This window comes from Mucilaginibacter sp. R-33 (assembly GCF_049949235.1).
GTDB lineage: Bacteria > Bacteroidota > Bacteroidia > Sphingobacteriales > Sphingobacteriaceae > Mucilaginibacter.
This window is the reverse complement of sequence record NZ_CP188089.1, coordinates 4899714-4926104: the sequence shown is the minus strand read 5'-3', so window position 1 is coordinate 4926104 and position 26391 is coordinate 4899714. Positions and strand designations below refer to the sequence as shown.

General features: G+C 44.4%; 24 protein-coding genes. 3 read left to right on the top strand and 21 right to left on the bottom strand.

Features of this window, described 5'->3' with window-relative positions; genetic code table 11:
- Positions 1 to 6: 6 nt before the first annotated feature.
- The 8 genes from ACP26M_RS20175 to ACP26M_RS20140 form a co-directional block, all read right to left on the bottom strand.
- Positions 7 to 984 carry a PD-(D/E)XK motif protein gene (locus ACP26M_RS20175; RefSeq protein WP_426582713.1) on the bottom strand — a complete coding sequence of 326 codons (978 nt, stop codon included), beginning with the start codon at positions 982 to 984 and terminating at the stop codon, positions 7 to 9.
- Positions 981 to 3722: a Z1 domain-containing protein gene (locus ACP26M_RS20170; protein ID WP_426582711.1), complete on the bottom strand. Its 2742-nt coding sequence runs from the start codon at positions 3720 to 3722 to the stop codon at positions 981 to 983. The genes ACP26M_RS20175 and ACP26M_RS20170 overlap by 4 nt, the downstream gene beginning before the upstream one ends.
- Positions 3719 to 5227, bottom strand: a complete 1509-nt coding sequence (locus ACP26M_RS20165; protein WP_426582709.1) for an ATP-binding protein — start codon at positions 5225 to 5227, stop codon at positions 3719 to 3721. Before ACP26M_RS20165 ends, ACP26M_RS20170 begins: the two co-directional genes overlap by 4 nt.
- Positions 5224 to 8919, bottom strand: coding sequence for a hypothetical protein (locus ACP26M_RS20160; RefSeq protein WP_426582707.1), 3696 nt, complete (start codon positions 8917 to 8919; stop codon positions 5224 to 5226). The genes ACP26M_RS20165 and ACP26M_RS20160 overlap by 4 nt, the downstream gene beginning before the upstream one ends.
- Positions 8919 to 10127: a hypothetical protein gene (locus tag ACP26M_RS20155; protein ID WP_426582705.1), complete on the bottom strand. Its 1209-nt coding sequence runs from the start codon at positions 10125 to 10127 to the stop codon at positions 8919 to 8921. The genes ACP26M_RS20160 and ACP26M_RS20155 overlap by 1 nt, the downstream gene beginning before the upstream one ends.
- Before the next feature lie 78 nt (positions 10128 to 10205).
- Complete coding sequence (locus tag ACP26M_RS20150) at positions 10206 to 11795, bottom strand: DNA cytosine methyltransferase (protein ID WP_426582703.1); 1590 nt, start codon at positions 11793 to 11795, stop codon at positions 10206 to 10208.
- Between the two features lie 79 nt (positions 11796 to 11874).
- Positions 11875 to 12291, bottom strand: coding sequence for a very short patch repair endonuclease (locus ACP26M_RS20145; protein ID WP_426582701.1), 417 nt, complete (start codon positions 12289 to 12291; stop codon positions 11875 to 11877).
- Positions 12292 to 12397: 106 nt separating this feature from the next.
- Positions 12398 to 12616, bottom strand: a complete 219-nt coding sequence (locus ACP26M_RS20140) for a hypothetical protein (RefSeq protein WP_426582699.1) — start codon at positions 12614 to 12616, stop codon at positions 12398 to 12400.
- Positions 12617 to 12672: 56 nt separating this feature from the next.
- On the opposite strand from ACP26M_RS20140, the gene ACP26M_RS20135 reads away from it, so the two are divergent.
- Positions 12673 to 12915: a hypothetical protein gene (locus ACP26M_RS20135; protein WP_426582697.1), complete on the top strand. Its 243-nt coding sequence runs from the start codon at positions 12673 to 12675 to the stop codon at positions 12913 to 12915.
- A gap of 65 nt (positions 12916 to 12980) precedes the next feature.
- Here the strand turns inward: ACP26M_RS20135 and ACP26M_RS20130 are convergent, their stop codons facing one another.
- The 10 genes from ACP26M_RS20130 to ACP26M_RS20085 all read right to left on the bottom strand — a co-directional run bounded on the left by ACP26M_RS20130 (position 12981) and on the right by ACP26M_RS20085 (position 23090).
- Positions 12981 to 13400 (bottom strand): very short patch repair endonuclease, encoded by a 420-nt coding sequence (locus ACP26M_RS20130; RefSeq protein ID WP_426582696.1) that lies wholly within the window; start codon positions 13398 to 13400, stop codon positions 12981 to 12983.
- 61 nt (positions 13401 to 13461) lie between these two features.
- On the bottom strand, positions 13462 to 14094 hold the full coding sequence (locus ACP26M_RS20125) for a hypothetical protein (protein ID WP_426582694.1): 633 nt from the start codon (positions 14092 to 14094) through the stop codon (positions 13462 to 13464).
- Position 14095: 1 nt separating this feature from the next.
- Entirely contained in the window at positions 14096 to 14725 is a 630-nt protein-coding gene (locus tag ACP26M_RS20120) for a hypothetical protein (RefSeq protein WP_426582692.1), read from the bottom strand.
- A gap of 3 nt (positions 14726 to 14728) precedes the next feature.
- Complete coding sequence (locus tag ACP26M_RS20115) at positions 14729 to 16849, bottom strand: sensor histidine kinase (RefSeq protein WP_426582690.1); 2121 nt, start codon at positions 16847 to 16849, stop codon at positions 14729 to 14731.
- Positions 16833 to 17942: a DNA cytosine methyltransferase gene (locus tag ACP26M_RS20110; RefSeq protein ID WP_426582688.1), complete on the bottom strand. Its 1110-nt coding sequence runs from the start codon at positions 17940 to 17942 to the stop codon at positions 16833 to 16835. Before ACP26M_RS20110 ends, ACP26M_RS20115 begins: the two co-directional genes overlap by 17 nt.
- 272 nt (positions 17943 to 18214) lie before the next feature.
- On the bottom strand, positions 18215 to 19540 hold the full coding sequence (locus ACP26M_RS20105) for a type IV secretory system conjugative DNA transfer family protein (RefSeq protein ID WP_426582686.1): 1326 nt from the start codon (positions 19538 to 19540) through the stop codon (positions 18215 to 18217).
- 32 nt (positions 19541 to 19572) lie between these two features.
- A complete protein-coding gene (locus ACP26M_RS20100; RefSeq protein ID WP_426582684.1) occupies positions 19573 to 20205 on the bottom strand; it encodes a YWFCY domain-containing protein in 633 nt (210 codons plus the stop codon).
- Positions 20206 to 20262: 57 nt separating this feature from the next.
- Positions 20263 to 21558: a relaxase/mobilization nuclease domain-containing protein gene (locus ACP26M_RS20095; protein WP_426582682.1), complete on the bottom strand. Its 1296-nt coding sequence runs from the start codon at positions 21556 to 21558 to the stop codon at positions 20263 to 20265.
- Positions 21546 to 21935, bottom strand: coding sequence for a plasmid mobilization protein (locus tag ACP26M_RS20090; RefSeq protein WP_426582680.1), 390 nt, complete (start codon positions 21933 to 21935; stop codon positions 21546 to 21548). Before ACP26M_RS20090 ends, ACP26M_RS20095 begins: the two co-directional genes overlap by 13 nt.
- A 204-nt stretch (positions 21936 to 22139) precedes the next feature.
- A complete protein-coding gene (locus tag ACP26M_RS20085; protein WP_426582678.1) occupies positions 22140 to 23090 on the bottom strand; it encodes a toprim domain-containing protein in 951 nt (316 codons plus the stop codon).
- Positions 23091 to 23269: 179 nt separating this feature from the next.
- Between ACP26M_RS20085 and ACP26M_RS20080 the strand changes: the two genes are divergently transcribed.
- Positions 23270 to 23467, top strand: a complete 198-nt coding sequence (locus ACP26M_RS20080) for a hypothetical protein (RefSeq protein ID WP_426582676.1) — start codon at positions 23270 to 23272, stop codon at positions 23465 to 23467.
- Positions 23468 to 23592: 125 nt separating this feature from the next.
- The gene (locus ACP26M_RS20075; RefSeq protein WP_426582674.1) at positions 23593 to 23874 is read left to right on the top strand and encodes a hypothetical protein; all 282 of its coding nucleotides are present in this window, start codon (positions 23593 to 23595) and stop codon (positions 23872 to 23874) included.
- Between the two features lie 43 nt (positions 23875 to 23917).
- On the opposite strand, the gene ACP26M_RS20070 is transcribed toward ACP26M_RS20075, so the two are convergent.
- The 3 genes from ACP26M_RS20070 to ACP26M_RS20060 all read right to left on the bottom strand — a co-directional run bounded on the left by ACP26M_RS20070 (position 23918) and on the right by ACP26M_RS20060 (position 26391).
- A complete protein-coding gene (locus ACP26M_RS20070; protein WP_426582672.1) occupies positions 23918 to 24733 on the bottom strand; it encodes a DUF2971 domain-containing protein in 816 nt (271 codons plus the stop codon).
- 23 nt (positions 24734 to 24756) lie between these two features.
- Positions 24757 to 25482 carry a hypothetical protein gene (locus tag ACP26M_RS20065; RefSeq protein WP_426582670.1) on the bottom strand — a complete coding sequence of 242 codons (726 nt, stop codon included), beginning with the start codon at positions 25480 to 25482 and terminating at the stop codon, positions 24757 to 24759.
- A gap of 102 nt (positions 25483 to 25584) precedes the next feature.
- The gene (locus ACP26M_RS20060; protein WP_426582668.1) at positions 25585 to 26391 is read right to left on the bottom strand and encodes a DUF3800 domain-containing protein; all 807 of its coding nucleotides are present in this window, start codon (positions 26389 to 26391) and stop codon (positions 25585 to 25587) included.

Here is a 26391-nt window from a genome sequence, read left to right as displayed (position 1 = left end):
CAGTTTTTAAATCAGATTTGCGAATAAATTATCCGGCTCTATTCTGTAATCATCGCAGGCGGCCGGTTCAATTTTATAGGTTATGCTGTGAATTCCGTCCGGAACATCTTCACCTGAGATTTTCGGAAATCCGGTTGTCACCTGAAAGGCACTTATTCTGCGGACCACATAATCTTTGCGCTGGTAAAGAGCGGTATGTTCATCGAGATAACCGGCCCTGATCAGTTTCTGACTAAAATTATCCATGAGGGCGGGATTCGTGCCAAATGTGTTTCTCAATTCACTGATAATGCTGTTCAGGGTGAGCGCTTCGCCTTTTCGTTCCGTTAGTTCCAGCAGGTAAAGAAACAACTTATCCAGATGCGCGGAAGACAACTGCCATTCATTGGAAATTTGAATAGATGCATGATTGGCCGCGGTTGCCTTGATTTCGACACCTATATTATTTATAATATAATCCTGATTAGCGGCATCCGGACCCTGCCATGATTCGAGCATCAGCGCCGGGCTTATCCCTTCATTTACTGCCTGCCGCATAAAATATAATTCGCCAAACAATCCCCGCTGCTGTTCCGCAGTGAGGCCGTCCGGACTTAAATTTTCAAACATCCGCTTCCATAGCCCGATAATTCTGAAAGCTGCCGCCAATGCCATGGATTCATTACTACAGTCTGACATTTCCGACAGCATATCTTCAACAAGCAGTGTAAAGACGCCGGACAGACTGTTTTCCATTAAAATGACGGCCAGTTCCTGTTTATCAGGAAGGTGCAAAATCTGAATTTCAACTCCCCTGAAACGCTGAAATTTGAAGTCAGCCGTGGACAGGTCAATATTAAAATCAATCAGCAGCGCCCGATTTCCTGTAAAACCATTGGTGGCAATATAGCAGTCAACTACAGCTATTTCCGGAATCTTTGTTTTAATATAACCCTGGAAATCTCCGACATGACTGTTCCAGATTAATTCGGTTTCATAATTCATGGCTGTTCGTCATCATCGTCATCATCCTGGCCGTCTTCAAACCCGGGTTTCACCTGCGCGGCAAACTCAACGAGCTCCTCGTTTGCGATTTTTGGAAATGCCAGATAAAATCCAATCACCGGCGGGTTATTTTCTGCTGTAATCTGCGCCGGATCGAGCGGGTATATGACCAGCAATCCGTTGCCGCTGGCTGCCCTGGCTTCATGGACCCGCTCACTTGGTACGCCGACTTTGCCTTTTTCCGGTTTCAGGCCGAGGTCGAAATAAAGATCCGGCGGGTCTTGGATGTTGCCTTTGGATAAAATATAAGTCCTGCCCTTGCTGATATTGGTACGCTCGGTCAAACCTACAGGACGTGGCCCGTCGGAGAAGTTAAAGTTCCAGGTATGTTTGGCGTTTGTATTTGATTTCAATGCCACCGACCAGTTAAGCAGTACGTCCTTTTTGTTTTGCTTGCGGATATATGCAGCAATTACGTCTGGTTTTATACCAGGGACTTCAGACTGGTAATTTTCTATAAAAGCAGCAACTTTGTCTGCTATGCTGCCTTTCCAGTAAAATTTGTTTCCCTGATCTGTAAAAGGAGCCGGCAGGTCTGAGATCAGCGATTGTAAGACATCCAGGTTTTTCTTTATCGTTATCTGCTCTTTGGAAAACTCATAGGTTTGCTTAAACGATCCGGAAAATCCGACCCGGATAATTTCGTGCTTCCGCATTTTTGATGCAGCGGTGATGGTCATCTGGCCGGAGTGGGTTCGCACCTTTAACCGGTAATCACTTGGTTTTTTATTTCTGCCCGCCATTTCGTCAAAGTCGGCCCGCATTTCTTGTGTGGCAACCGTGACATGCCTGTACCAGCTGATTAACTGGTCGGTTGTATACAGCCTGCAAAGGTCTGCGTATCCGGGCCTGTATCCAAACCATCGCCCCATCTGCATCAGCGAATCGTACATCCGGGATGTCCTGAGATAATAACTGACCGATAAGCCTTCGAGCGTAATTCCACGCGCCAGCCTGTTTCCGCCTACCGCAATTACCGATAGCCCGGTTTTCTTATTCAGCTCATAGTTAATCTCTGCGACATTGTGATATTCAAGCTGACTCGTGTTCCGGGTGCCGTGAACTGCACGGACTTCAATTTTTATAACGGCGTTCCTGAGTTCCTTCCTGACATCTTCCCAGTTATGAACCGTAATTGCGGCATCACTGTAGTCCCCAAGGCTTGTTAATGTTTTCCGGGTCGTTTCAATAAAATCTTTCTGGTACAACGCCTGCAGTTCCGTCATTACGCTGCCTTTGCCGGCTTTTATCTGTCCCCTGTAATCCTCCAGAATTTCATCCACGAGCTTTGCTACCCGGTCTATCCAGCTTACATAAAGCGCAACATGGACCAGCATGGAATTATGCACGTTTTCCTGGCCTCTTAATCTTCTGACTGCACAGGTTAGGATAAAAGACTGTACTGCTTCATAAAGCGAGGCAGGAACGTCGTCCGGCAGATTGCCCTTGTTGGTCTTATTGATGGTTTTCGGGAAATAGGGTTCCTGATCGTCAGCGGGACGGACAATATCCAGGCCTTCGCAACCTTCACCGGTCTCCGGATTCTCGTAACCGAAAATCCTGGCCGCGCCGATATAATTCGAGGGCGCAGGGATGTTTACAATAAAGTCCCTTGGGAACAGGTCTTCCCCGACCCGGAATTTTTTTCCGCCTATAACCGATTCCTGATCGTTATTCCATTCTTCTGGAATAAAGATATTTGCATATGGCGTGGCGGTATAGCCGATAAAGGTCTTTTTCTGAAAGAGCGTAAGCAATGTGCGTATGAGTCTGTTTATCGTTCTGATATCGTTGATATCCTTACCAGAGTTTACCGACGCATTGTCGGCCTCATCGTCAATAACCAGCAGGGGTATATTCTGTATAACCGGGAATCCCTCGTCTGTATCTACGGAATATCTCGAAAGCCAGTCAATAAGATTTTCAAGAATGCTTTTATTCTTTTTTATTACGAGTACAGTTGGACTATGCCCGCCCACAGGCACGTTAAGCCGCTCTGCAATTATTTTTTTAAAGTCTCCGTCGTCAGCTGAAGAGGTGTAACTGAAAATCTCGGTGTCAACATGATATTCGCCGACACCGGTTTTGATTTTCCGGTGCAATTCAATAAAATCCGCGCTTTTTCTGCCTATAAAGCCTTCGTCAACCCGGAGCTGGGTCTGGCTCCGCAAGCTGTTATGTATGCCGGCAATTACAATGATTAACTTATAACCGGCATCAACACTCTTATTGATCAGACCGATGAAGTTGGAAGTTTTGCCGGATTGAACGTGGCCCACAACCATTCCCCTCCGATCCCAGGTTCCCTGCCTGGCAGGGTCAACGCATTTATCCAGAACGGTATCTGTCAGAATATCTAGGCTTCTGACCGGAAAGCCGGGGTCTTTTGATTTCATGTGGGTTGCATATCTCGCCCACAGCGGCCAGTCGGATTGCGTTACCTTACGCTCTGCCACCCACGGAACGATGTTCTCATCCACCAAGGAGGTTGCTTCGCCGGAATATACGCCGAAATCTGCAATCAGCTGTTCAATAAGCTTCGCCCGGTCTACCTGACCGTAGTGGGGATACGCCAGAGCCTTGTCGGCTTCGGTTTCGATATTTTCCCTGGTGACTTTATCATAGGAATCGAGGAAAATATGGGTAATCTGCCTTGCAGCCTGTAATGGATCAATCATTTCAGATATTCAATTAATTGTGGGTACTGGTTAAAAGGTTCAATATTCAGGATCTGTTTTACCGCAATTTCGCTGCCCGTCCCCTGTTTTGTGAGCGTATCAAAAAGTTGCTTTGCAAAGGCAATTGTTACTTCATCGATATCCGGGCTTGTTGTCCTTAATTCATGGATGCCGGGATCTTCACTCTGGTAGTAGATTATAGTTTCAATAGGAATGTTCCTCTCAATCAGTTTTAATAGCTGATTCATTTTGCCATAGTCATTTTCTTCACCTGCAAGTAATTGCCGGAGCAGCGGATGTGTGCGGTTGATGGTATAATTTATCCCGTCTTCCCTGGTTTTTATGGCATTCCATATCGGCTGAAAAGCAAATTCAGGGAGATCCGGATTGCGTTTTAAGGCTGTGCCGCGGTAATTATAGACCTTTGCAGATTCCTTTACCGCAAGGCTTCCCAGACGGTACAGGTCTTTACGCAATTCAACGGGCGGTTTCGCCGTTGACTTTTTAATATCAAGCGCCCATTCATGATCCTGGTCATTATTGAAGTCAATGCTTAGCCTTGCCAGTTTTGAATGTTCATTTCTTGTAAACATTCCAAGCCAGTCGCCTGCAACGAGCATGCGCTGATTCCGGTAAATGTAAAATCCCTGCTGCTCATACCAGCCTTTCGGGCCCTGGCCAGTTTTACGCTGCTGTTCATCAAGGCGCGACATATGGGGAAGTATAAATGCCCTGACCTCTGTATTGGCTCGGCCTAAAAATTCCGGGCCGAGCATTGTTGATCCTGACTTTAACAGAAAGGGATTCCATGCTTCGGCTCTGATGCCGTTCAGCCATATTTTCAGCTTTTTATTTTCGATAAACCGGTGAAAGATCATACCCAGATGAACTTCAAGATGCTCCATTTCCTGTTGAAATATACGCCGGACCGCATCATTTTCAGGATTGGCTTTCCCGACCAGTTTATCCATCTTTTCCCAGATCACAACCGTTCCCTGATGTGATTTTTGCAGCCGGTTTAAGAATTTTTCGCCGGACAGATAATTAAGCAGTATCCAGTTCTGAACACTGTTTACATAATCCAGATCCCAGCACCGGTAAACAATGTTATCTCCTTTTGTCGCGGAAGCCACAGTGAGCCTGCGGCATTGGGAAAAAGAAGCTGTTTTTAATCCCATACCGAATCTTCCGAGATCATTCTCCCCGCGGTCGGTCTCGGGATCTTTGCTTCCGGGGGTGAGTGCGTCAACAAGTTCATCTTTATTCATGCCTGCACCATCGTCGGCAATCAGCAGAAAAGAATCCCTGCCATTCCATTCATAATCAACCCATATATTGACCGCGCCGGCGGAAATGCTGTTGTCTATGATATCAGCGACTGCTGTTTGCAGGTTATAGCCAAATGACCTGTAGGAGTTGATGGTTGCTTTGGGTTTGGGCTTTGCCTCTTCAGAGGCGTAAGCATCCAGCATATTTAACTCTGTTGTATTGTCAGCATCAATCATGATAAATCCTGTTTTATGCTTACCTGAAATATTTTAAAATCGGAATAGCCTATTGAAAATCTTTTGGTATCCCAGCTGGCTGGTCTTACATACCAGCATTGTGATATTTTAAAGACAGACGAAAAGATGGCTACTGCGGCCGACTGTATCTTGCTGCCCGTTAAGGCGATTTCAAAATGTAGATTATTAAGTATGAAATAGGCGTAATAATCCTTAGCCAGTTGCGTGAGCGTCCCGTCCAGATTGTTCTGATCAATATAATGAATGACAGCCGAGTTAAATTGTCTCAGTGAAAACTCGGCAGAGATCCTCGACAGTTTTTCCCTCGCCGTGCCTCCGTTAGATACCACTACGTTAATCTTTTCATATTCACGTTCGGCTATCAGCGTGTATAACCGCTCATGCTTTGCTGATGCAAATGAAAACAGCACCCGCGGATCAGAGATATTTGTGTAGTGCGGCAGCAGATTAATCAGCGCATAGGGTCCTGTTTCACCCTTTACGATACCTGACATCTCATTAAGCAGAATTGAAGAATCATTCTCATTGTTTAAATCGATAATTGGTTGTACTTCCTCATCCAGCGGATATTCCTGTGCCGGATTCATCAGAGAGAAACAAAACCTGCCATTTTTAACATAGGAGTTTTTTATAGCGTCAAAAATTACTGCTTTGGGAAGGCCTGTTATGTCAACGAGGACCATTTTGCCTTCCAGCCAACCGAGATGATCATTGAACGACGTACTGTCTGTAATTACTTTATTGTCTTCACCGAGATAGGAGAATTCTTCCAGAATTTCACTGGTATAACCCTCTTCAGAAAACCGGATGAAAATTACCCGTTCCGGTTGGAATGATTTGATCTTCTTTGCCGCGTACAATGTTGCTTCTTCAAATCCGAGACCAATTACAGCCACGTCGATTTTTAAATCATCATACGCCGCGCTTTCGACCTCCGAAATTTCCGGCAGCTTGTTTAAGGTAAATTCATAATCCGGAAGCACTTTATGTTCTGTCTCGTCCTCAACCTGATTGCCGAAAAGATATAACTGCTGATTTTCCGCAGCGTCAGCTTTGGCTGATTCTTCCGGAAGCACTACTTCTTTGATCTGTTCCGCTATCTCATCTTCGGCGATGGGATTAAGGTTTTTAATTAATATTTCCTTGCCTTTTTTAGGATTATTAAGCCATTCTTCCAGTGCCGGTCCCGAAATTTCAAAACGGTCGGCGCTGGACAGCCCCATATGTTTACTGACACCATAAAGTTTCCTGAAGATCAGCTTGAATTGCTGCTGTGGTTTTAGTCCCTGTCTGTTGGTTCTTGAGGCTTCAGGCCCTCCCTGGAGATTGAAAATACCGGCATCGATTAACTGCCGTACCTGACGGTACTGACTATCGGTGTCGCCGTGAGTGATATTAATAAATATAGATGTATACTGCCTGAACCGTTCCACCTCGCCCTTCGCTTTACGAATGGCAGACTGCACAAGCAGGTGGTGGGATGCATTGGCAAACCCTTCCACAAAATCAAGGTAACGCGTATCCCGCCTGTTCAGATCATACAGTCTGGAATTGCACAGTTCCAGATAACAGGCGTTTTGGATTTTCGCGTCAATAGGAAACTTTTTCGCTTCAATCCCTTTGCGGAGTATCAACTCGTATAAAGCGATTACGTCGCCCAAATCACCTACGCAGACAGCGGTAAGCGCCGATATGCCATGATAAATACCTTTTTTATCGGATGCCTTTGCTTCCCTGACGATATCCTCCGCTACTGAAATCAGCGAAGCATCTCCCAGAATCTCCGATGGTGTCATGTTTTTAGGGTGGAGAGGGAAATACTTTGCCCTTTTCAAAAGTATATTTTCAATGAAGGCCTGTCCCTCATGGTGATCCTCATGGATAATTTTATTCACTTCGGCACCAAGATCAAAAATGGAGTAATCTCTGCCTATTTTTGCCTGTGACTGACTCCCGGGCGCCATGATAACCATCTCCAGGGTTTGTGCTTCCGTTGTGAATTTAAATGCACAGGTTTCATCCTGAAATAACAATTCAGACACCAGTTTAATAATGTTTGTATCGTTGAGGTAACGGGTAGACACGTCATCGAGCAGGAAAAATATATTTGAATTCGAAAAGACTTCGGACGCCTTTCTTATTGCTTCGGCCAGCTGTGGAAAAGCGATTTTTGGATGAATGGTTACCTTATGCTGAGACTGGCCGTCATTCAGCGAATTAAGGTACTTTTTAAGTTTTGTTCCCAGGTCATAATCGCTGGTTACATTATTCAGTTCTTCTGAATCACTGATCAGCAGTGCGAGCGCGGCAGCAATGTGCACGAAATAATCTTTTCTGACTGCCTCGGTTTTCAGGTCCTTCAGATGGCGGATTACATCAATGGATTGTATGGCGTAACCGATCAGTAATTTCGAATATGGTTCATATATCTCCTTGTAGGCATTACCGTCAAGCGCATTGAAATCGAGCAGTTTAACGCAGGAAACATAAAGACCGATATAGTCTTCGGATTTTAAGCGGGCTATCAGCTGATCACTGTTGTTTTGTTCGTCGGTATTCTGGGGCATGAGGCGCGCATGAAACTCAAGCGCGCGCAGCAGCATAGTTTTTCCGCAACCACGCATACCGGCAATCACCTGCGGTCCCTTAATGCTGATACTATTTGTCCAGGTGTCATCTTTGTCTACAAACAGTGACGAGATATACCACGGACTGAGTGACTGGGCATTAACCGAATCATCAAAGCTTTTAAGCTTCAGTTCCGCCTGCCACGGGTTCGTATGCTGATAAAAAGTATCCTTTATCTGATTAATCAGGTCCTTGTAGGTAATTTGTTTCTGATGGATAATTTCGGGCTTCAGAAAATCTGCTTTTTCCTCAAGCAGGAAAGCAAGGCGCCAGTCTTTTTCATCATACTGGTCCGGATCATCTGTGATCCTCCTGCTCAGCTTATTTAAACACTGGGCCACCCAGTGCAGATCGCCGGTACGGTCTGATTCATCATGGCTTTTGGTTTTCTGGTCCACTGATCCGAGATCTATTGCTACTACCTTTATATTTTCATCGATTTCGCCCAGCCGTTTTCTTGATGGCGGAAGATTCTCGATCATAATATTTCCGGGATGCAGGTCATTGTGATATTTTTCGTTGATCCGGAGTTCCTGTAACAGGGTAATCAGGTCAATTGATATCTGTGCAATTGTATTTGCCGGAATTTTATCCTGGTTCAGAAAATTTTTCAGGGTAATGCCATCCAGATATTCAAGACCGATCATGTGACAATCTATTGTCACGCCGTTTGTAAAAGTAACAGGTATGCTTTCCTTATAAATGTTGTTGTCAATGTTTACTACATGAATGGAATTCTGCGAAAGTTCAAGATGATTTTCACATTCCTGATTAAAGCTTTTGTTCATCAGGGAATACAGTGCCACCGGAATTATTTTAATAACCCTTTTAACTTTCAGTTTGCCAAAAGGCGCAAATTCCCCCACATAGGTCGCACCGTAAAAGCCCCGGTCCAGCGACTTTATTATTTTGATTCCGTCAATGGAGTCGGGATGACAGTCCAGCGGAAAGCCGTACGGATTAGCGCAGATTGGGCAAAGATCAGTCAATTCTTTCAGAGAATAGTCTTTTCCGGGGCAGTTGAAACAGCAATATTTTTCCATTAATAAATAACTTCTAAGTCGGTAACAGCAGACGAACTGCCGGTAATATCAATACAAGCCTCAAGCTTTTCGCTGAATTCTTTCATGTAGGATGGATCGCAGCGGTAGGTACATATCACCTCGCCTGCGCTTATAAACTCATAGGGCATTTTCGCCAGTATAACTCCGCAGGGATCAGCAAAACGGGTATCTTTGATTTTATTCTGAATTTTTACTATGACGTCGCGCAACAGATGAAGATCCACTTTTATAAACCCGCTTCCCGGTGCCCTAATCACATGTATATGTGATTTTTCCGTACGTTCTGCAATTTCATAAAAAGATGTTATGTTACCGCCCTGCGTAGTCACGTTTTCGAAAAAGGCCTGTTCAACATCCTTTAAAGTAAAGGAGAGATTTTTACGGGTACTTACAGATACGGCCATTTGCACCAAAAGCCCGAAATGTCTGTTCAGATTCGCGTTTTCTCCCGAAAAAACGTGTTTCAGGGCAAGTATGGATTCGCCCCGACCGATGTAGGGTTGCTGCGCCACAATGCCATTTGTCAGGAAACACACTGATCGTATGCCCAGCTTTTCTGCAATTCTGTTAAACCGCGCCGCATTCTTCCCGGCGGCAGCGTTATCTGCCCCGAAGTTGCCGAAAGGCGAAACGCGCACATCCAGTCCGATATATTTAAGGTTCACGGCTATTTTTTTTGACAGCAGCGACGCAATAACCAGTGCAGGAATATTAAGGCTGTTATTTGCCTTTCTGAAATTAAAAAGCAAAGCATCCAGCGGTGCAAAGTTCTGATCGGCCAGGAAATGAACATACCGGTTTTCTCTCAGCCACGATCTTAATTGTTCAGCGTCAGGATTCGTCTTATAACCGCTGATCTGCCCGAGTACGTCAATTCCGCCGGCTGGCCGCCCGGGCACACCTAATTTCAGAATGTGGTTTCCAAGCAGTTTTAAAACAACCGGACAAAGTAATGTCGACAATGAACCAGGGCCTCCGGTAGAAGGGATATCACATAAAGGAACATTGATGTCGTTAATTACCGTACCAGATTCAGCCAATCCGCGTGCAAGTTCTATGACCGCTTCGTCGTCAAGGTCGTTTTCTCCGGCATATGCTGTCAGAGAAAGCATACTGGCCGGAGACTGTTCCGTTAGGAAATTTCTGATCAGCTGGCTGGCAGTAGCACCTGAAGCGTTGTTTATCATTGATTATAAAGGTTAAGGTTGTGATAAGCAAATAAATATAGCCGGTTTTTACATTGTTAAATTAAAGTATTATAATATTTATTGCTGATCAGCCAGTTCATCCTCCTGAATAACAGGCGCAAGGTTCCTCATCAGCATATCATTGACAATTTCAGCTATCTGATAAGCCAGATAAGGTGGCACTGCATTTCCAACCTGATGGAATTGTTCCGTACGGCTGCCGCAGAAGTAATAATTATCCGGAAAAGTCTGTATTCTCGCTGCTTCTCTCACCGTCAGACTGCGGCATTGAACATGGTCATAATGAATAAAGTAATGACCATCCTTGCTGATGTGGCTGGTTACAGTGGTGGCGGGGATGTCCGGAAGCTGCACCCGAAATCTGTCTGTAAATTTCCCTGAAGACACGTTGTCGTGATCAGGAAGCAGATCTTCGTCAAATAATTTATAATCGTTAAGCTTTGGAAACCGTTTGTTTTTACGGGTATATAAAGCAGCAAAAAGATATCTTTTAAGATCCTGGGTAAGGTGACTGCGGGATTCATGATGGGTGATCCCGGTGAGGTTGTCATCACTGAACCAGTCAGCAAGCGGGTGATCCGCAGCGATGAGTGGTAACTGATATGGTGTGAACTGGCCCCCGGTGCCCGGCGGGGCACCTTCAGTATTTTCGTGTAATTCAACACCGAGGCGTTCGACAATGTCATTTCTGAAGTTTCCTGTCAATTCAGCCCAGTTTTCCGGAGAATCCTCCACCTTATTGTAAAATCTTCTCTTTTTGACAGAGCCGTCCTCTTTGATGACATTTTCACTGCGTTCAAAGGTTCTGCTCATTCCGCTTCTGATTTTTGGAAACATTCCTATTACAGATTGCAGGGTAACGTCAGCCGCATTATCCAGCGTGCCAGGCCGTTCGGCAATGCCATTTCTTACGCCAATCAAAATTACCCGGTGCCGTTTTTGCGGAATACCATAATCCTCTGCTTTAATCAGATAATCGGAATCCTTGCGTACATTTTCGGTTACCAGGGAGTAAATCTGGTATCCCGGAGCATTTAGTTCATCAAAAACCGTTGCCGGTGCCTGGAGGTCCCTGAGTATCCAGCCGAACACCCTCTCGCCGTTAACTGTGGCCGAAAGCAAGCCTTCCACGTTTTCCATTACAAAAACGGACGGATGATGGCGGGCGATGATACGGAGATATTCTTTATAGAGATATACACGATGATCATCTTCATCAATGCCGCCAACACGTGAGCGTCCAACATTCGAGTATGCCTGACAGGGAGGTCCACCGATCAGCACCCAGTGCGGTTCATCGCCCGCCAGTGCCCGGGTAATACGCTCATCAATTTCTGCTTCCGGCGTAAGACCAAGGGTGGCTTGCCAAGCTTCGTCACTGGCTTCCCCGTATTGAACCGGATAGGTATTATAAAGCTCTGAAAGGGATAGATTATTTTCGATAAAGCGGTAATATTCATCCGGCAACTGGCCAACAGGGAATTGCCGGACAAATGAACGCAACGTCAGTGTCTGATGCGCATCAGCATCTTTCTCGATTGACAATTTTATTTTAAAGACACGATCACCCGCATCATCAGTCAGTGAACTGAATCCTTCAGCTAGTCCGCCAGGGCCTGCAAACAAATCAATAATTGGGAATGGCATCAGAATATTTCAAGTAAACATCTAAGATAGAAATATTAAATGCTTACAGCAATAATAACCGGTGCCCCAGAAAGCGTTTTTAGCCTTTCAGCCTTGTGATCAGCGTATTGAGCGTTTGTTCGAAGTTATTCTTTTTCAGATCACATTCCCATATGGTAATAATATTCCAGCCCGCATCCTGCAGTTTTATCACTGCTGCGGCATCTTTGCCCCTGTTGGTATCAATTTTATTTATCCACCACTCAGTGCGGGTTTTGGGCACCACAAAATACCGGCAGCCTTCATGACCATGCCAGAAACAGCCATTAATAAACAGAATGGTTTTGTATTTGGGCAACACTATGTCAGGCCTGCCGGGCAATCTTTTATCGTGCAGACGGTACCGGAATCCGCGCAAAAAAAGGAATTTCCGAACCTGCATTTCAGGTTTGGTATCCCTGCTGCGGATCCGGGACATATTGTAACTGCGGGTTTCTACGGAATGCACATCTGCCATACGACAATATACAAACTTACGGCGATAATGTTGTGCGAAGGTTATAACTGCGAAGGCAGTGGTATATATTTGTCCAGACCGGTCTCGGTCAGGAAAATTTCCTGCATCACGCTGTACACATCCAGGCCGGCAGCTTCACAAACATCGAAACATTGGCCATCAGCCGGTTTCTTTCTGCCACTTGCTCAGGCGCATACGCCGGAATTCCGGTCTCCATGTTTACATAGTTATTAAAATCTTCATCAGGATGGGCGTTGGTGCCTTCCTGTACCAGTTGTGTCATGAACTTTGCCACATCCGATACGGTTAATATCTTAGCAATCATAATGCCTTTTTTAATGATTTCTCCTTAAATATAAGGAATTTTTGCTATCTTTAAGTATGAATTTCTGGAAAAACAGCGGTTATAATTATCAGTCTCTTACTGAATTGCCGAAGGATAAATTCCTTGTACTGGTGAACGCGATGGACAGAAATGATATTATTGAATGGCTGGTCTGGAATGATCCTAACGGTATCTATCATGATGAACAGTCATTAAAAGAGCTGGGTAATATCATGACCAGAGACGAGGGGCTTGAAATCATGATCCGGCAGGTAGAAGAAAGTCGCGTAACCTGCTGACATCCTTGATGCTTTACCAAAGGCCTATTTTCAAGAAAAATAAAGATTCAATTAACCCGTCCTTTTTAGCTGTTGCCGCCTTTTAGTTTTTCATTGATGAGCGACAAGACCGCCGGCGCATCTTTCCTTAACTCGCACTCCCAGATAACGATTACCTGCCATCCTGAAGCTTTCAGGCTTTCCTGATGAGCAGCATCGCGCTCCGCATTGCGGGCTAATTTCGGCGTCCAGTACTGTAAGTTTGATTTTGGAGGGTTTGCAGCCCTGCAATCCACGTGACTGTGCCAGAAACAACCGTGCACAAAAATTACCGTTCGATATTTAGGTAGTACAATGTCAGGCTTTCCAGGAAGCTTTTTTTCGTGTATCCTGTAACGGTATCCTATTGAAAAAAGAGCCTTTCGCAGTTTAATTTCAGGCTTGGTATTTTGGGATCGTACCAAACCCATGACTTTACTGCGTTTCTCTGGAGACCAAATATCCATTTGGAAAATATTTTGCTAATTAACAAGTTACAGCAGATATCTCTTTTTGTTGCTAACAAGGTCAATTTTCCAAAATCTCGCGTGTAAGCGATCCGTCGTCGTGAAAAGTAAGACTATTCAAGTTTCGAAGCAAAAAGGCTGCCGCAACGTTCATTTTTTGACCAAGGAAAGATTTGTACTGATCCCTATATTTGCTTTTCATTACCTCTACGGAATCAGATAGGGTGTCCCCCGTGTTAAGAAAGTGAATCAGCCCGCTGTTTTCGCATGCAATAAAAAGAATATCGTCCGCCTCGTTTTCGGGTAACCGGACGTCGTCATCGTATCCTACATAACCCAGACAACCCGCGCCTATTAAACTGTCTTTTAATTTTATTGCAGAATGGCAGCAGTTGGTATAAACAAGACTTGATCCAAAGAAATACGAATTCCCCGCATGGATATAGCCATTAGCATCTGCACTTGAAACTAATGCGTCTTCGCATCCGTGCGAATAAGCGACTAAAATAAATTTGCCGCCGCCAAAAGATGTAATATTTTTTTCAACTTCTGTTGCCGTGCATAGGTCCCCGTTTAAAAGGACTACGTTATTTCCTTGCAAATTGACTTCTCCGGTAAAATGACTATGCGAAAGGGCGCAGTTAGGGCCGATCTGCGCATCCAGATCGTCCGAGACGAAAATTACGTTAAGCATGTTATTCGCCTCCGCCTATTTTTGTTTTATCCTGTAATAACAAGTCGACTGCCAGCGCCATAATATCGCCTGCTATCTTTTGACCAATATCGTCATTGTCGCCGGTGCGAAGCGATTGCAGGATATCAAGCAGGGAATATGACTTACCGCTTCTTGTTTTTAAAAATGGCCTGGCTTGTTCTTCCGGCGTATGCCGGAAAACCCATTCCTCCAAAGCCCCGTCTACACGGAGGTTGATATGATTTTCGGCGTCTTTGATAATCGCGAGAATATCTTTGGCTGGCTTATCTCGTTGAACGATATACCATGCATGCCCGTTGATTAGGTTCTTTAGGCCTTCCCGGGATATTTGTTCAATGTTACCGGTCATCACGATAAAACACACAAGCGCGCTTTTCTTGGAAATTTCGTTAAAAACATCTACGCCTACTTCCTGGCCATTAAACATAATGTCTAATAAAACAATGATTTTCTTCGATAGATTTTGTTCAATAAAATTTACGCCGTCGCCGGAGTTTTGAAATAAATGAATGTTTTCTGCAGGATAAGCGGTTTCCAAAAATCCGTACAGGGGCTGATCTTTTGTAAAGTCATCGTCGACTACGACAATTAGCGGCTTATTAGTTGCCATAAACTATTTCTTTAAAGGTAAGGTCAATTTAAAACTTGCTCCTTTGGGAGCAAAAGCGCTGTTCACAAGCTCGATGGTGCCATTAAGGGCCTTCATTCTCGAACGGGCGATAAACAATCCAAGCCCTGCGCCGCCTTCTTCAGCGGTAGTAGTTTTGAACATTTCGAACATCTTGTCCCGGATCTTCGGATCAACGCCGGAGCCATTGTCTGAAAATACAATGGTCAGCTTATCGCTGTCGACGAAAGTTTCGCATAATATCTTCTTTTCTTTTTCTTTTGCCAGTGCTTTCTTTGAGTTAGAAATTAGATTCGATAAGACATCCTCAAGAAACTTGCGTTTTCCGGTGAGCTGAATGTTCTCCTTAACATCTATATTGACAACAATGCCTTCTTTCTCAAAGATAATCGAATGAGCTCCTTTAAGGACGCTGTTAATCACATCTTTAACGGAAAAATCGCTGTCCTCAATATCAACCTGAGCATAGCTTAGCATAAAGTCGACAAGGGTGCTTATTACTTCAGTTTGGCTATAAATCAACCGGGCGTATTCATGAAATTTATCATTCAGCCGCGGGTCCGGGAAAAACTCCACAATATATTCCGCCCCTTGTTTTGCCGGAGCGAGCGCAAAACGGATACCATGAGCCAATTCGTTTGCAAAATCCTGCAACGACATTAAGCTAAGGTAAAGTTCTTCTTTCCTTAAAAATTCCTGCTCGGAGGTTTCAGTTTCTTTAACGCCTTCCGTTACCTTATCCGAAGCATCTTTAGCCTTTGCAATCGCCGGAGCTAATACGCTTTTTAATTCAGGACGTTCCTTAATAATCCTATTTAATGTTTTAGATACATCCTTAACATCCGCGGATGCCCGCCTAAGGTTGTTTTGAACCCGCACTTTATTTTCTTTACGCTTAACGGCGCGGTACTTTGCTAATTCGTCAATTTGTTCAATTACGAATTCCTTTAGCCGTCGGTATTCTGGCGTATCGTCAAAATCTTGCCTGTTGGTCGCATCAAGTATCGCCGGGTTACCATCCCGCGTTATGTGGATGATACCGATAAACTGGCGGGTGCTTAATTTATCAAAGGCCTCCTGAAAACGACGTTTGTCAATCCCGAGGATGTCCCGGCGCTTATCCAGAACGCTTTCGTATTCAGCGAATGGTGTAGATATTACGCCGTCGCGGTAGATTTTAACGCCTTCAATATAATTTGAGGTGTTTTTATACTTGGCTTTAAATTGTGTTTGGGCGTCAGCATTGAAATAATAAAAATCCATCGATATAGGGCCGAATATTTCCGGCTCGACATAGTGCGGAACAAACTCTTGCTTTTCTTCGTCGAAATATACAATGCCCTGTTGCCCGCTTTTATAATCATAGGTTGCCTTGACGTGCACAGTAGCCAGATTTTCGATTGGTTCTGGCACAACCTTTCTATTCGGCATTTCAAGCGATTCCGCCTCTAGAAAAATATCGAAAGGCGGGTTCAAATCAAATAGAGTAGGCAGTATTCTACCCAACTGGTTTTCGAGCCGCAAAAGCATTTCATTGTCCCAGGCTTCATGCAACATTGTTATCTCGAGCTGCGTCCCGTGCCCGTCGTCAAATAAACCATTGTCGCCGACATATTCGTAATCGTTTTCGAGTTCGGTAAATAACATTTGCTGATTGCCAGCCCCGTTTTGCGTTACCTGATTTTCGTATTCCGACCAGTTTATTGTAACTTTTAATATTTCCGAATCGGTTTTTCTTTTGGTGTATATCTGCAAATGCCCGCCTAATTTATCCGTGGCAAATCGTCCTACGCCTTTCTCGCCTATATAACGCCGGTTAAACGGCGGATCTGAAAAAGTTTTGCCGCGCTTGCTTGAAGTTCCTACAACCAGCCATTTATCCGTTATATCCCTCAAACTCATGCCTGACCCATTATCCCGGATAATAATGACGCTTTTAGAGCCTCGGTTCTCTACGTTTATAAAATCCAGTTCAACTTTTGTAGAATTGGCATCATAACAATTCTTAACGAGTTCATATATAGCCGTTATCCGGTCCGTGATTAAACCCCGTCCCAAAAGCTTAAAAGTGCTTGCGTCAAATCTCCACTTAAGCTTGCCGCCCATCGAAATTATGTTGAGTTAAATGATTTAATATGCTTTTTCCAATGGACTCGCCAAGTTTTGGCGGAACGGCATTGCCGATATGTCTTGCCAGGATCGAAACGCTTAGTTCCTGTTCCTCATTGTTGAACTTATAGTTTTCCGGGAATGACTGCAATAATGCGGCCTCGCGTAGTGAAATGGCTCTATTTTGTATAGGATGACCGTAACTTCCATTGCTCAGTCCAGTACAATGCGTAGTCAATGTCGGCGCGGGTTTATTCCAGGACATTCTGCCATACGCGCTAGTAAACGTTTTGCCCATATTACTTTCACGGCACGTTAACCCCTCAAGCAAATGGGATGGCCATTCTGTCCAATTGCCGCCTTCTGAAGTTGCCATTATCCGCTGCTTGTTAGCAGGACTTAATTTACGGGCTCTATGTAAACGGTCTTTCGGATGGATTTCCCCATCTTCTACCGGCGGCAAATGACTAATTGCATCCGCCACTGTAGGCACATTTGCATCTTCGAATATCTTTGGAATTAGGTCAATCTTGCCGAATTTTGAAGCAAATAAAATAAGCCTGTAACGTCTTTGAGGCACCCCGTAATTTGCCGCGTTAACTTTGTAGGTAGAGACAGCATACCCCAATGTTTCAAGTTTTTTGATAAAGTCCTTAATAACAACCCCGTTTTTGTGACTCATAAGTTGCGGTACATTTTCCATAGAAACGATGCTCGGATTAACCTTTTCGATAAGGTCAGCAAACGAGTATAACAATCTCCATTTGCCTTCCTTGTCTTCACGTTCGCCAGGCACCTGGGAGAACGGCTGACACGGGGCGCAGCCAACTAAGATTTTCAAGCTATTTTTAGGATAAAGCTTAATTACTTCCTTTGCATTGATAGTTGTTACGTCCCGGTGTAAAAATTTTGATTTATTATTTTGTTCAAAAGCGAAATCGCAGGTTTTGTCATAATCAATGCCGGCAACCACATTCAATCCAACCTCTTGCATCCCGCGGGTTAGGCCGCCAATTCCGCAAAAAACGTCAACTACCGCTACATCTTTTTTTCGAGATTTTTTTGCAATAATTTTGTCTTTTTGTTTCATTACTTCCTGAAAATATGTTTTTGATTAAATATATCTAACGTAAACTCAATGTTTATATAAAGGCAAAGGTATTAATAAGATAATAAGCGACAACGACTAAAATGACTCAGACATCCCATTTTAATTAATAGAGGAGTTGTTGATGTTATCCGCAAATCGTGGTAAGAATGAATGTTACATATCATTGTGTTCCGGGCGTGAATTTTCGGTTAGGCATGAGATTAGCTGATTTCGACAGTTTATAATAATCTAATATATGTAATATTAGCATATTAGCCAGTTTTTTTAATAATAAGATGCGAAAGCGCCGGGTCGCTCAGCAGCCGCTCCATCTCCAGCTGAATGATCTCCTGCACATCCTGCTTGATCTGCAAATAATTCCGCTGCACGATCCCGCTATTGATCTGCCGCACCACCGGCAGCTCTTGATACCCATCGATCTCTTTTTTCAGCGCCTCATGGTCATTAATAACCTCGCAATGAAAAGCCTTAAGTTCTATCTTTTCATCCGGGTTATCGGCAACCATACCCACAAACTCGCCGGAACTTAACGCCGAGATGCGTGATGGCGGCACCGCTGCTTCCAGCTGCTTCGAGCGACTGATAGAAGTATCCGTGCGGTTAATAGATAAACTTTCGCGGTCCTGCATGATGCGGCCGATCTTTTCCGAAACGTATTTCGCCGTATCGCCTGACACCTGGCCGACCGCCATGTTACCGGTAATATTCATGATCACATCCGCTTGTTCCTTACCATAATCCTTGCGCAGCTGGCTGGCATCCTGTATCCCTAAACAGGTAGAGATTAAATTGGATCTGCCGGTAGAAATGGTGGGTATGATGTCCGTGGTGAGCGTTGGAAACTCGTCAAACACCAGGCTGCATTTCAACTTGTTCTTCTGATTGATGATCTTCAGCAGCCGGTTGGTGAACAGCGACAGCACCGCACCGTAGATCTGGATCTTCTGCGGGTTGTTGCCCATGCAAACGATCTTCGGCTCCTTCGGATTATTAATGTCCAGCGTAAACTCGTTACCCGACAGCACGTAATACAGCTGCGGAGAGGCGATCCGTGCCATGGTGATCTTGGCCGAGGCGATCTGCCCCTCCAATTGCTCCACTGCATCCCGCATAAAGGCGCTTACAAATGGATTAATCAGTACATCAATTTCCTGCTCTGTGCGCAGGATGGTAAATAGCTTATCATATTCCACCTGCATCAGCTCGATCACATGCGGAAGCGTGCAATATTCCCCATCCTTATACTTGCGCAAATACCATATAATAGCCGTAAGAAAGTTGATCGGGCTTTCCACAAAGAAATCACCTTGCCGCTTGATCCACTCGCGATTCAAGCCCAATAAAATAGTGCGTGCTGATTCCACCGCATCGGTCAGATCCAGCATGGCCGACGGATCTAAAGGGTTACAGCGGCTGCTCCGCGACAGGTCATCAAAATTGATGGAAAAGAATTTGGGGGCGACCTTGTAATTGCCTTTATATTTCAGCCAGGTATTGTAAGCGATGACCGCCAGATCCGGCATTTTAAAGTCATACACGAACATGGCAAAGCCCTTCCGGATATGCTGCGTGATCACATGCCGGATAATAAAATAGCTTTTGCCCGACCTTACGAACCGGGCGATCCCAATACAAGGAGCGCCCGGAACATATTGATATAATTGATGTAAGAATTACGAACTTTTCCTTTTAGCACATAGCGTGCCGGCAGGTTCACCGAGTATTCATTTTCAATTAGCCGCTCTTCCTGCGGGAACGTCTCCTGGTCACGGTTAAAAATATCACCGCTTAACCTGTCCCGGATGATCCGGGAAACCATCGTGCCGCCACTCAAAAATAACAGGTAGCCTAAGCTGGTAACACCCATATATAAGGAAGCCACAACCTGAATTTTCCCTCTAACCAGTAATGCAAAATAGCTGGTGAGAAAAAGCAGCAAGCCAATAATTAAATAAAGTCCTGCCGTCTTAAAATTTTGCTTCTCATCTTTCTTCCCCTTCACGCCGATCAGCGCAATGGCGAGAAAGCCTAAAGCGATCAGTTTTGCCTTATAAAAATTACTGAATAAGCCCGTTCGCACAATGTTCCCCAGCAGCCTGTCCGACAACGACGACACCAAATGCCAGCTGGCAAAAACTCCGTAACAGACCTCATAAAAATGAAGTCCTAAAACCACCATACTGATCAGCCTGGTCATATCCAGGATCTTGCGCATCGCCTGATCATTTTCTCCTGTCTGCATCTTATCCTCCTCGCTAAGTCAATCACACAATTCATACTTATTTTATGCCTCGCGCATTTATACCGGCGGCAAATGCTGCCGCTTTTTCTTTCGTTTTTTCCGCTTCAGCTGCCAGTCCATCACCTCCGGCTGCTCACCCGGCTCGAGCAGTGTTCCTCCCATACCCGATCCCGTATTATTTTTTCCCTCACCAGCGAAATTTTGGTTCGGATTTACGCTTTGCCACCCCTGTTTGGCCGTCCTGCCTTGCCCCAGTTTTTCCGCTTCCCCGTTTTGTTTTTTCCCCTCACTGGCCCCAACGTTTGCGCACCGCTCCAGCACCGCTTTAGCACTGTAGTCCTTACCCAATTCGCTGCCATTAAAAACCGTCTTCTTCACATGGTCTACGTAGGTAATGCCATAGATCAATCCGTCTGCATTTTGCCGGATGACGAGATCTATGCCTGATGGTTTTAAAGTTTCTGCTAAACCTGATAAGTCCGTTGCTCCACGCAGCAATGCCAAATCGACTGCGGTCTTTATCCTTGACCGGTGTTCTTGCGACTTCTCCGCTTCTTTATGCACAAACTTTTCCTGCAATTTTTTCAGTGTCGGTTTGTCAAAAAAATCACTTGCTTTGATCGGCACTCCAACCTTGTTGCCTTCCTCATCCAGCACCCGGTAAACCAGGCCATCATGCGCCCTGATTCGTGAACCCTCGTTGCCCTTATCCGCCGTAATATGGTATAAACCCAGCACCGCATTTAATTGCGGCAGGGAGCTGAATTTGTAATTTTTAATTACTGCATTAAGCACCCCTGAAATTGCTCTTTTGGTTTCCATTTTGCCGTATAAAGCCCGCTGGACATTGACAGGTTTGAGGTGATTAATTTCCCGTTCCTGCTGAGTATCCGCCTGTATCAAACCGTAGGCGATTTCTATTTCTTTACGGGCAACCTGCGCCTGGTTCCGGCCCATGTTATTCAGGTTGATTGCCTTTCCATCAGGTTTAATATTCGTCGTTACCAAATGAATATGCGGGTGCCCCGCATCAAAATGCTGGTATAATAAATAAGGCTGCCCGCCAAAACCGATCTTCTCTAAAAACACCGCTGCAATCGCTTTCAATGTTTCCTCCGACAGATTTTCCGACGGGTGAAAATTCAAAGAAAAATGCACGCTGTTCACTTTGGTCCGCTGGTTCAATGCCGTCAGCTTTTCCAGCCGCGCCAGCTTCTGGTAAAAGTTCATATCCGCCGCATCCATCGGATAGTAACCCGCCTCCAGACACTTCGCATGGCCGGTCTTTACCTTCTGCTCATTGTAGTTTAAACAGTTGCGCAAACTGCTTGACGAATGCATTACTGCAACCATTGCGCACTGATGGAATTGATCTTTAACCTGATCTCGTCAGCCTTGTTAAAAAACACATCTTTATCCCGCTCAAACCCCTGCAACCATCCCTGCATTTGCGGCAAATGATCCAGTGTATGCAGCCGGTGAACAGCCTGGTTAAAATTTACACCGATGGCGTTCAATTCCTTGCGCAATAAAATCATTTCTGTCATAAATTCATCCAGGGATTGGTTGCGATTATAAACGGTAATCGTTTTTCCAAATAAAACCCGCCGTACATATTCGCTTAGCTTCAGCACCGTGCTTTTTTTCCAGCGGCCCTCTAATAAGCGATATTCATCGCTTGTCAGCCGCAGGCCTATAAGTCTGACCCGGCCCGTTTTCTTGTCTTCCATCACTTATCCTTTCCACTCAAATATCCCAACTCAAAAAAATACAAGCTATCATAAGCCGGCACTGTCCCAACCGCTCCCGACTTCGGAGGGGGGCGGCCAGATTTCAGTTGTTGTTAAACAACTGTACATCTGGCCGATTGCACACAAGGCAATCTAACCCCCAGGCTGGTGAGGGTAAAAAGCATAACCCAAAACATCCATATATCAGCCCGCCGGCCGCAAGCCCGGTACCGGCTTCAGTTGCGGTTTCGGCACTTCGCCCTTGTGTACCAGCCAGTCATTCAAATCCTTATGCCGGCTATAAAACCCGCTTTCATCCCGGTACCGCGAACCCAGTGACAAGGCATACTGCGTATAGGCCCTGCCCGTCACATCCCGGTCCAGCCAAAGATGAACACTCGAATGACTTTCTAAAAAAGACAGCGCCCGGTCAAACAAACCCGCGCCGTTCAGCACTATGAAATCCACCGAACGCGGGTCCTCATAGGGATGTAAAGCCACATAAGAAAGGAAGTCCATAAAGCCCTCAAAAACGTGTACAGAACCAGTGCCCCGGCCCAGGCAGGTAATGTCTTTCGGCGCGCTGCTTTGCTTGAAATTTTTATTGCGGATCTCCCAGCCGCACGCGTCGTTCTGAAAGCCGATCCCATAGTAAGAGCGCCCGTTAATTTCGTAGGCAACTTCCCTGCAATAGCTGTCGGCGATGGCCACTGGTATCGACCGTTCGTGCAGATAATTTTTGAGCGGGTAAGCATAGAGCGGGCGTACCTCTTTCACCAATAATTTACTGCCGGTACCCGCGCGTCCCTCATGTGAACCGGTTTCAAAAAACGGCAGCTGGTGAGGGGAAAAAGAAGCGTTTATCCGTTCCAGCAATTCCGTTACGGAACACCGGTGATAGCGCAGTAAAAAGTCGACCGGATTCCCGCCCGCCATCAACCCGAAGTCATACCATTCATTGGTCAAACGGTCAACATGAAAACTTGCCGTCTGCTCATTGCGAAGCGGCGACACATACCACCAATCCGTATCGTTTTTCTTCCGGGCAGCAGGCTCATGACCTAACCTATCCAAAAGATAAGCCAGGTCAGTTTCCCTTATCCGGGAAAGCGAAAATACTTCATTTGTAAACTCCATTGCACAAACCCCTTTCACGTTTCAAGATCAAAAGTAGAACCTCTAAACCACATTTACCTATCCTCCCCATATTTTGATGAGGATGGGTTTCCAGCCACAAAGCGAGGATAAACAAATCAATCAGCAATAAAAGATAAATACAGGCGACTGACATTTTTTAAGCAAAATCGTATATTAGGTTATTAAAACAAAGACACATGAACTGGAGGGACCCCGTACCTAATGAATGGGAAATCCGGATGCTGTATGAACGTTTTCCGGACGGATGCGCAAAAGGCTGTCACTGCGTGCACCCGGCTGATGATTGCGGCTGTGATGACTGCCAGTATCGCCATGCTTACCGGACAAAGAGAAGCAGGTTATTGAAACGGCGGGTCACCATCCGGCTTAATTAAACTAATTTACAGAGAAATACAATTCAGCATAAAAAGGTGCATTATCCTCATCATATTATGATGAGGATCGTTTCAGTACTACAAATTAACTTTGCTGCCAATATTAACCATTAAATCAAATGAATATGGCAACGAATGTGTTGGGAACGGTCTACGAAACTTTGTTATGTAGTCCAGGGATGAATGAATCTGTGAAGATCGATGTCAAAATGAACCGGAAAACTGTATTGTTATTGAATAGCGTTGTGGTGGGTAGCCTCGGTAAAGATGGGGATGCAGCGCAGGAACTATTGAAACTAGTTCCACCAGAGGATGTGGAAGAGTTGAAAGTTTTTGCAGATGAGTGCCTGAAAAAAGCCGGGCTGAAGGAACTCAGCGAAAAGATGAAAGGGCTAACTAATAAATAGACCGAATAATAAGACCTGCGCTTAACAGGTCTTATTCGAATTCTCAGGCGATTTGAATACGGTCTATAAGAAATTTAAAGGGCACCTTGACTGTTTGGAATACTTTGATCCCTTTAGTAAGGGCAATTTCGATCATTTCCTGTTTGTGATCTTCAGGGGTCTGCAGGCCAAGCGTTAGTTCCGCCACGCACGCGTTGGTGACGAACCTTTTACGGTCATTAACGGTAGGTAGGCCAGGTAGAAGGGACGTAAGGCGGTATTCATTTTCGTAAGCCCATTCATTGGATTTGTATTGTGTCTGCAATATTACTTTCTTCATGATGTCGTCGTCATTAGGATCAATTGCCGGATAGTTGTTGTCGTCCGGAGTAATCACCATACCACCCCGGCCAAAAAGTTTGGCCTTACATAATTCTTCTTCATGAAATCCAATACAGTAACCCTTATGATTTTGTGCATAATGAGACCACATTAGGATACTATCCCAACGCGCGCTCAGGGACAGCACACCGTAGTTTCTATCAAGCGCTTCAAAAGTTATTTGCTCATGTTCTCCTTGTACCTGATCTAACCGATTTGTCAATCGTAGTTTCATCCTTTCGCTAAATAACTTTAGATCAATTCTGTCTTTGAGTAGCGTATCGTATTGGCGGTCTATCACTTTCCCGATGTACTCGTCGATTTTTGCGGGAGTATCAAGCAAATAAAAATTTTCCGGTATGCGGCAGTCGAACGGATCGTTGAAATCAGCTGGCGACGATAGGTAAAGCTCATTATTGCGCAGCATATTCTGGTGATTGATATCTGTCCAATTGCGGTATTTATATACGATAGGTGGGAAATCAGGATTGTCTGACATAATTTTATTAACAGCTAATTCAATTATTCCTCAATGATATCAAACTTTTGTACCTTTCCCATTGGGTAAGCCGTTGCCGTTTTTGATTTGGAATTATAAACGAAGAAAAAACCTTCTATTTTTCCAACATAAATTAAATTTTGGTTATCTGTAATCACTTCGGCATCGTAACCCTCCATTTTAACCTTCACGATTCCAGGCGTAGATTTTAATGCAATAACGTATCCCACAATATTAGGCGCAAGTACAAAAGAAATTAAAGCAACGAATATGATTAAAAACCACTGTGAAATAGATATCTCGGTTAGTTCGGTTTTGGTTTTTACACTAGAGAAAATAGCAATACCCGCGACTACAAGCACCAGCAATGCAAGTGTCCCGGCATAAGTCAGCATCAAATAATCGCCTAAAGTTTTATAAGTAAATCCGAATATAATAACCACCAGTATAGCAGGGAATAAAAACAGCGATCTCCGTTTGATAGTCGAATTCCCGATTTTTTTATCCCACCAGCTTGCATTATTGCCAACTTGCTTTAAATAGTTATAAAGCATATAACCAAAGATAAATATGCTCATTGCAGATAGCCATACATATTTAGCGAATACCATTGTAAGGTCAGTTATAGACATGAATGACGCGATGTTAATATGGAAAAACGAATAATAGCCATCACAACCAAAATAAGCAATTACCAGGGAAATTGTAAAACAAGGAATAAGGTTTTCTTTGATTTTGTCGATTACCATTGTGAAATGTTTAGGGTGTTAAAAATAATATAGTTTATCGAATATTTTAATAAAGGGACAAGCACTGGTATCTTTGAATTCCCGGCTAAAGCCACCGGCTGTTTAATCGCGCATTACCTTCTTCCAATATTCGAAAACACCAAGCTCTTTAAATTTTTCAATCTGGTAAGTGTCGTAATCTTCCTTTGTGAATATTTTTTCATCATAAAGAACCGACGCGCTTCCTGAACTTTCGTTGCAAAAAAATACGCTGTTGAGCAAGGTAATAAGCACGATATCGAATGCTGTTCGCGATGGTTTAATGGCTATCAATTGATTCCTGTTCATAGCAAAGGCAAAAAAATCAGCGACCTGGATTAGCACGTTTTTATCTGACGATTGGTAAAGCATAATGTTATCTTTAGTTACCCTCCGCAGATTGGGTACTTCGGCTGAATGTCCGTGTTTTTTTTTCCCCGAGTCGATCCACACTTCAAATTGATTGTGGATCCGTTTTACTTTTACAAAATGAACGATCCTCGCAAAAAGGAAATCAAGTGCAATTTCATCAAGCGTTTTATTGAGATTATTGCTTAGTCCATTTTCAGCAAGTGTTCTCGGTGTAATTGTTTGAACAAAATAGGGTAGCCGGTATCTATTCAATATACCGGTGAAGTCTTTAAATAGGTTTATAACACTGTCGGTGCTCAGGCCTGCATACTCTTTTCGACGGTTGATCAGGTCTGTGAAATGAAATTCTTGAAGATTGTGTTTGGAGAGCAAATTTTGAACAGCAAGTGCGAGTTCCTCCCGGATGTCTGCTGCAATAAATACCGCCACGTAAGTTACCCGGTCGCTCCTTAGCATCAGTGATTCTGATTTGTTACCGGGGGAACCAGTATCATCAATTACAAACACGTGTTTCATCAT

Bases quoted from the DNA above. Each gene is read 5' to 3' on its own strand.
- ACP26M_RS20095 (WP_426582682.1), bottom strand. From the start codon at position 21,558: ATGGTTGCAGTAATGCATTCGTCAAGCAGTTTGCGCAACTGTTTAAAC.
- ACP26M_RS20065 (WP_426582670.1), bottom strand. From the start codon at position 25,482: ATGGTAATCGACAAAATCAAAGAAAACCTTATTCCTTGTTTTACAATT.
- ACP26M_RS20150 (WP_426582703.1), bottom strand. From the start codon at position 11,795: ATGCCATTCCCAATTATTGATTTGTTTGCAGGCCCTGGCGGACTAGCT.
- ACP26M_RS20080 (WP_426582676.1), top strand. From the start codon at position 23,270: ATGAACTGGAGGGACCCCGTACCTAATGAATGGGAAATCCGGATGCTG.
- ACP26M_RS20060 (WP_426582668.1), bottom strand. From the start codon at position 26,391: ATGATGAAACACGTGTTTGTAATTGATGATACTGGTTCCCCCGGTAAC.
- ACP26M_RS20075 (WP_426582674.1), top strand. From the start codon at position 23,593: ATGGCAACGAATGTGTTGGGAACGGTCTACGAAACTTTGTTATGTAGT.
- ACP26M_RS20100 (WP_426582684.1), bottom strand. From the start codon at position 20,205: ATGCAGACAGGAGAAAATGATCAGGCGATGCGCAAGATCCTGGATATG.
- ACP26M_RS20115 (WP_426582690.1), bottom strand. From the start codon at position 16,849: ATGGGCGGCAAGCTTAAGTGGAGATTTGACGCAAGCACTTTTAAGCTT.
- ACP26M_RS20145 (WP_426582701.1), bottom strand. From the start codon at position 12,291: ATGGCAGATGTGCATTCCGTAGAAACCCGCAGTTACAATATGTCCCGG.
- ACP26M_RS20170 (WP_426582711.1), bottom strand. From the start codon at position 3,722: ATGATTGATCCATTACAGGCTGCAAGGCAGATTACCCATATTTTCCTC.
- ACP26M_RS20175 (WP_426582713.1), bottom strand. From the start codon at position 984: ATGAATTATGAAACCGAATTAATCTGGAACAGTCATGTCGGAGATTTC.
- ACP26M_RS20125 (WP_426582694.1), bottom strand. From the start codon at position 14,094: ATGCTTAACGTAATTTTCGTCTCGGACGATCTGGATGCGCAGATCGGC.
- ACP26M_RS20130 (WP_426582696.1), bottom strand. From the start codon at position 13,400: ATGGATATTTGGTCTCCAGAGAAACGCAGTAAAGTCATGGGTTTGGTA.
- ACP26M_RS20090 (WP_426582680.1), bottom strand. From the start codon at position 21,935: ATGGAAGACAAGAAAACGGGCCGGGTCAGACTTATAGGCCTGCGGCTG.
- ACP26M_RS20135 (WP_426582697.1), top strand. From the start codon at position 12,673: ATGAATTTCTGGAAAAACAGCGGTTATAATTATCAGTCTCTTACTGAA.
- ACP26M_RS20155 (WP_426582705.1), bottom strand. From the start codon at position 10,127: ATGATAAACAACGCTTCAGGTGCTACTGCCAGCCAGCTGATCAGAAAT.
- ACP26M_RS20110 (WP_426582688.1), bottom strand. From the start codon at position 17,942: ATGAAACAAAAAGACAAAATTATTGCAAAAAAATCTCGAAAAAAAGAT.
- ACP26M_RS20165 (WP_426582709.1), bottom strand. From the start codon at position 5,227: ATGATTGATGCTGACAATACAACAGAGTTAAATATGCTGGATGCTTAC.
- ACP26M_RS20070 (WP_426582672.1), bottom strand. From the start codon at position 24,733: ATGTCAGACAATCCTGATTTCCCACCTATCGTATATAAATACCGCAAT.
- ACP26M_RS20120 (WP_426582692.1), bottom strand. From the start codon at position 14,725: ATGGCAACTAATAAGCCGCTAATTGTCGTAGTCGACGATGACTTTACA.
- ACP26M_RS20140 (WP_426582699.1), bottom strand. From the start codon at position 12,616: ATGATTGCTAAGATATTAACCGTATCGGATGTGGCAAAGTTCATGACA.
- ACP26M_RS20160 (WP_426582707.1), bottom strand. From the start codon at position 8,919: ATGGAAAAATATTGCTGTTTCAACTGCCCCGGAAAAGACTATTCTCTG.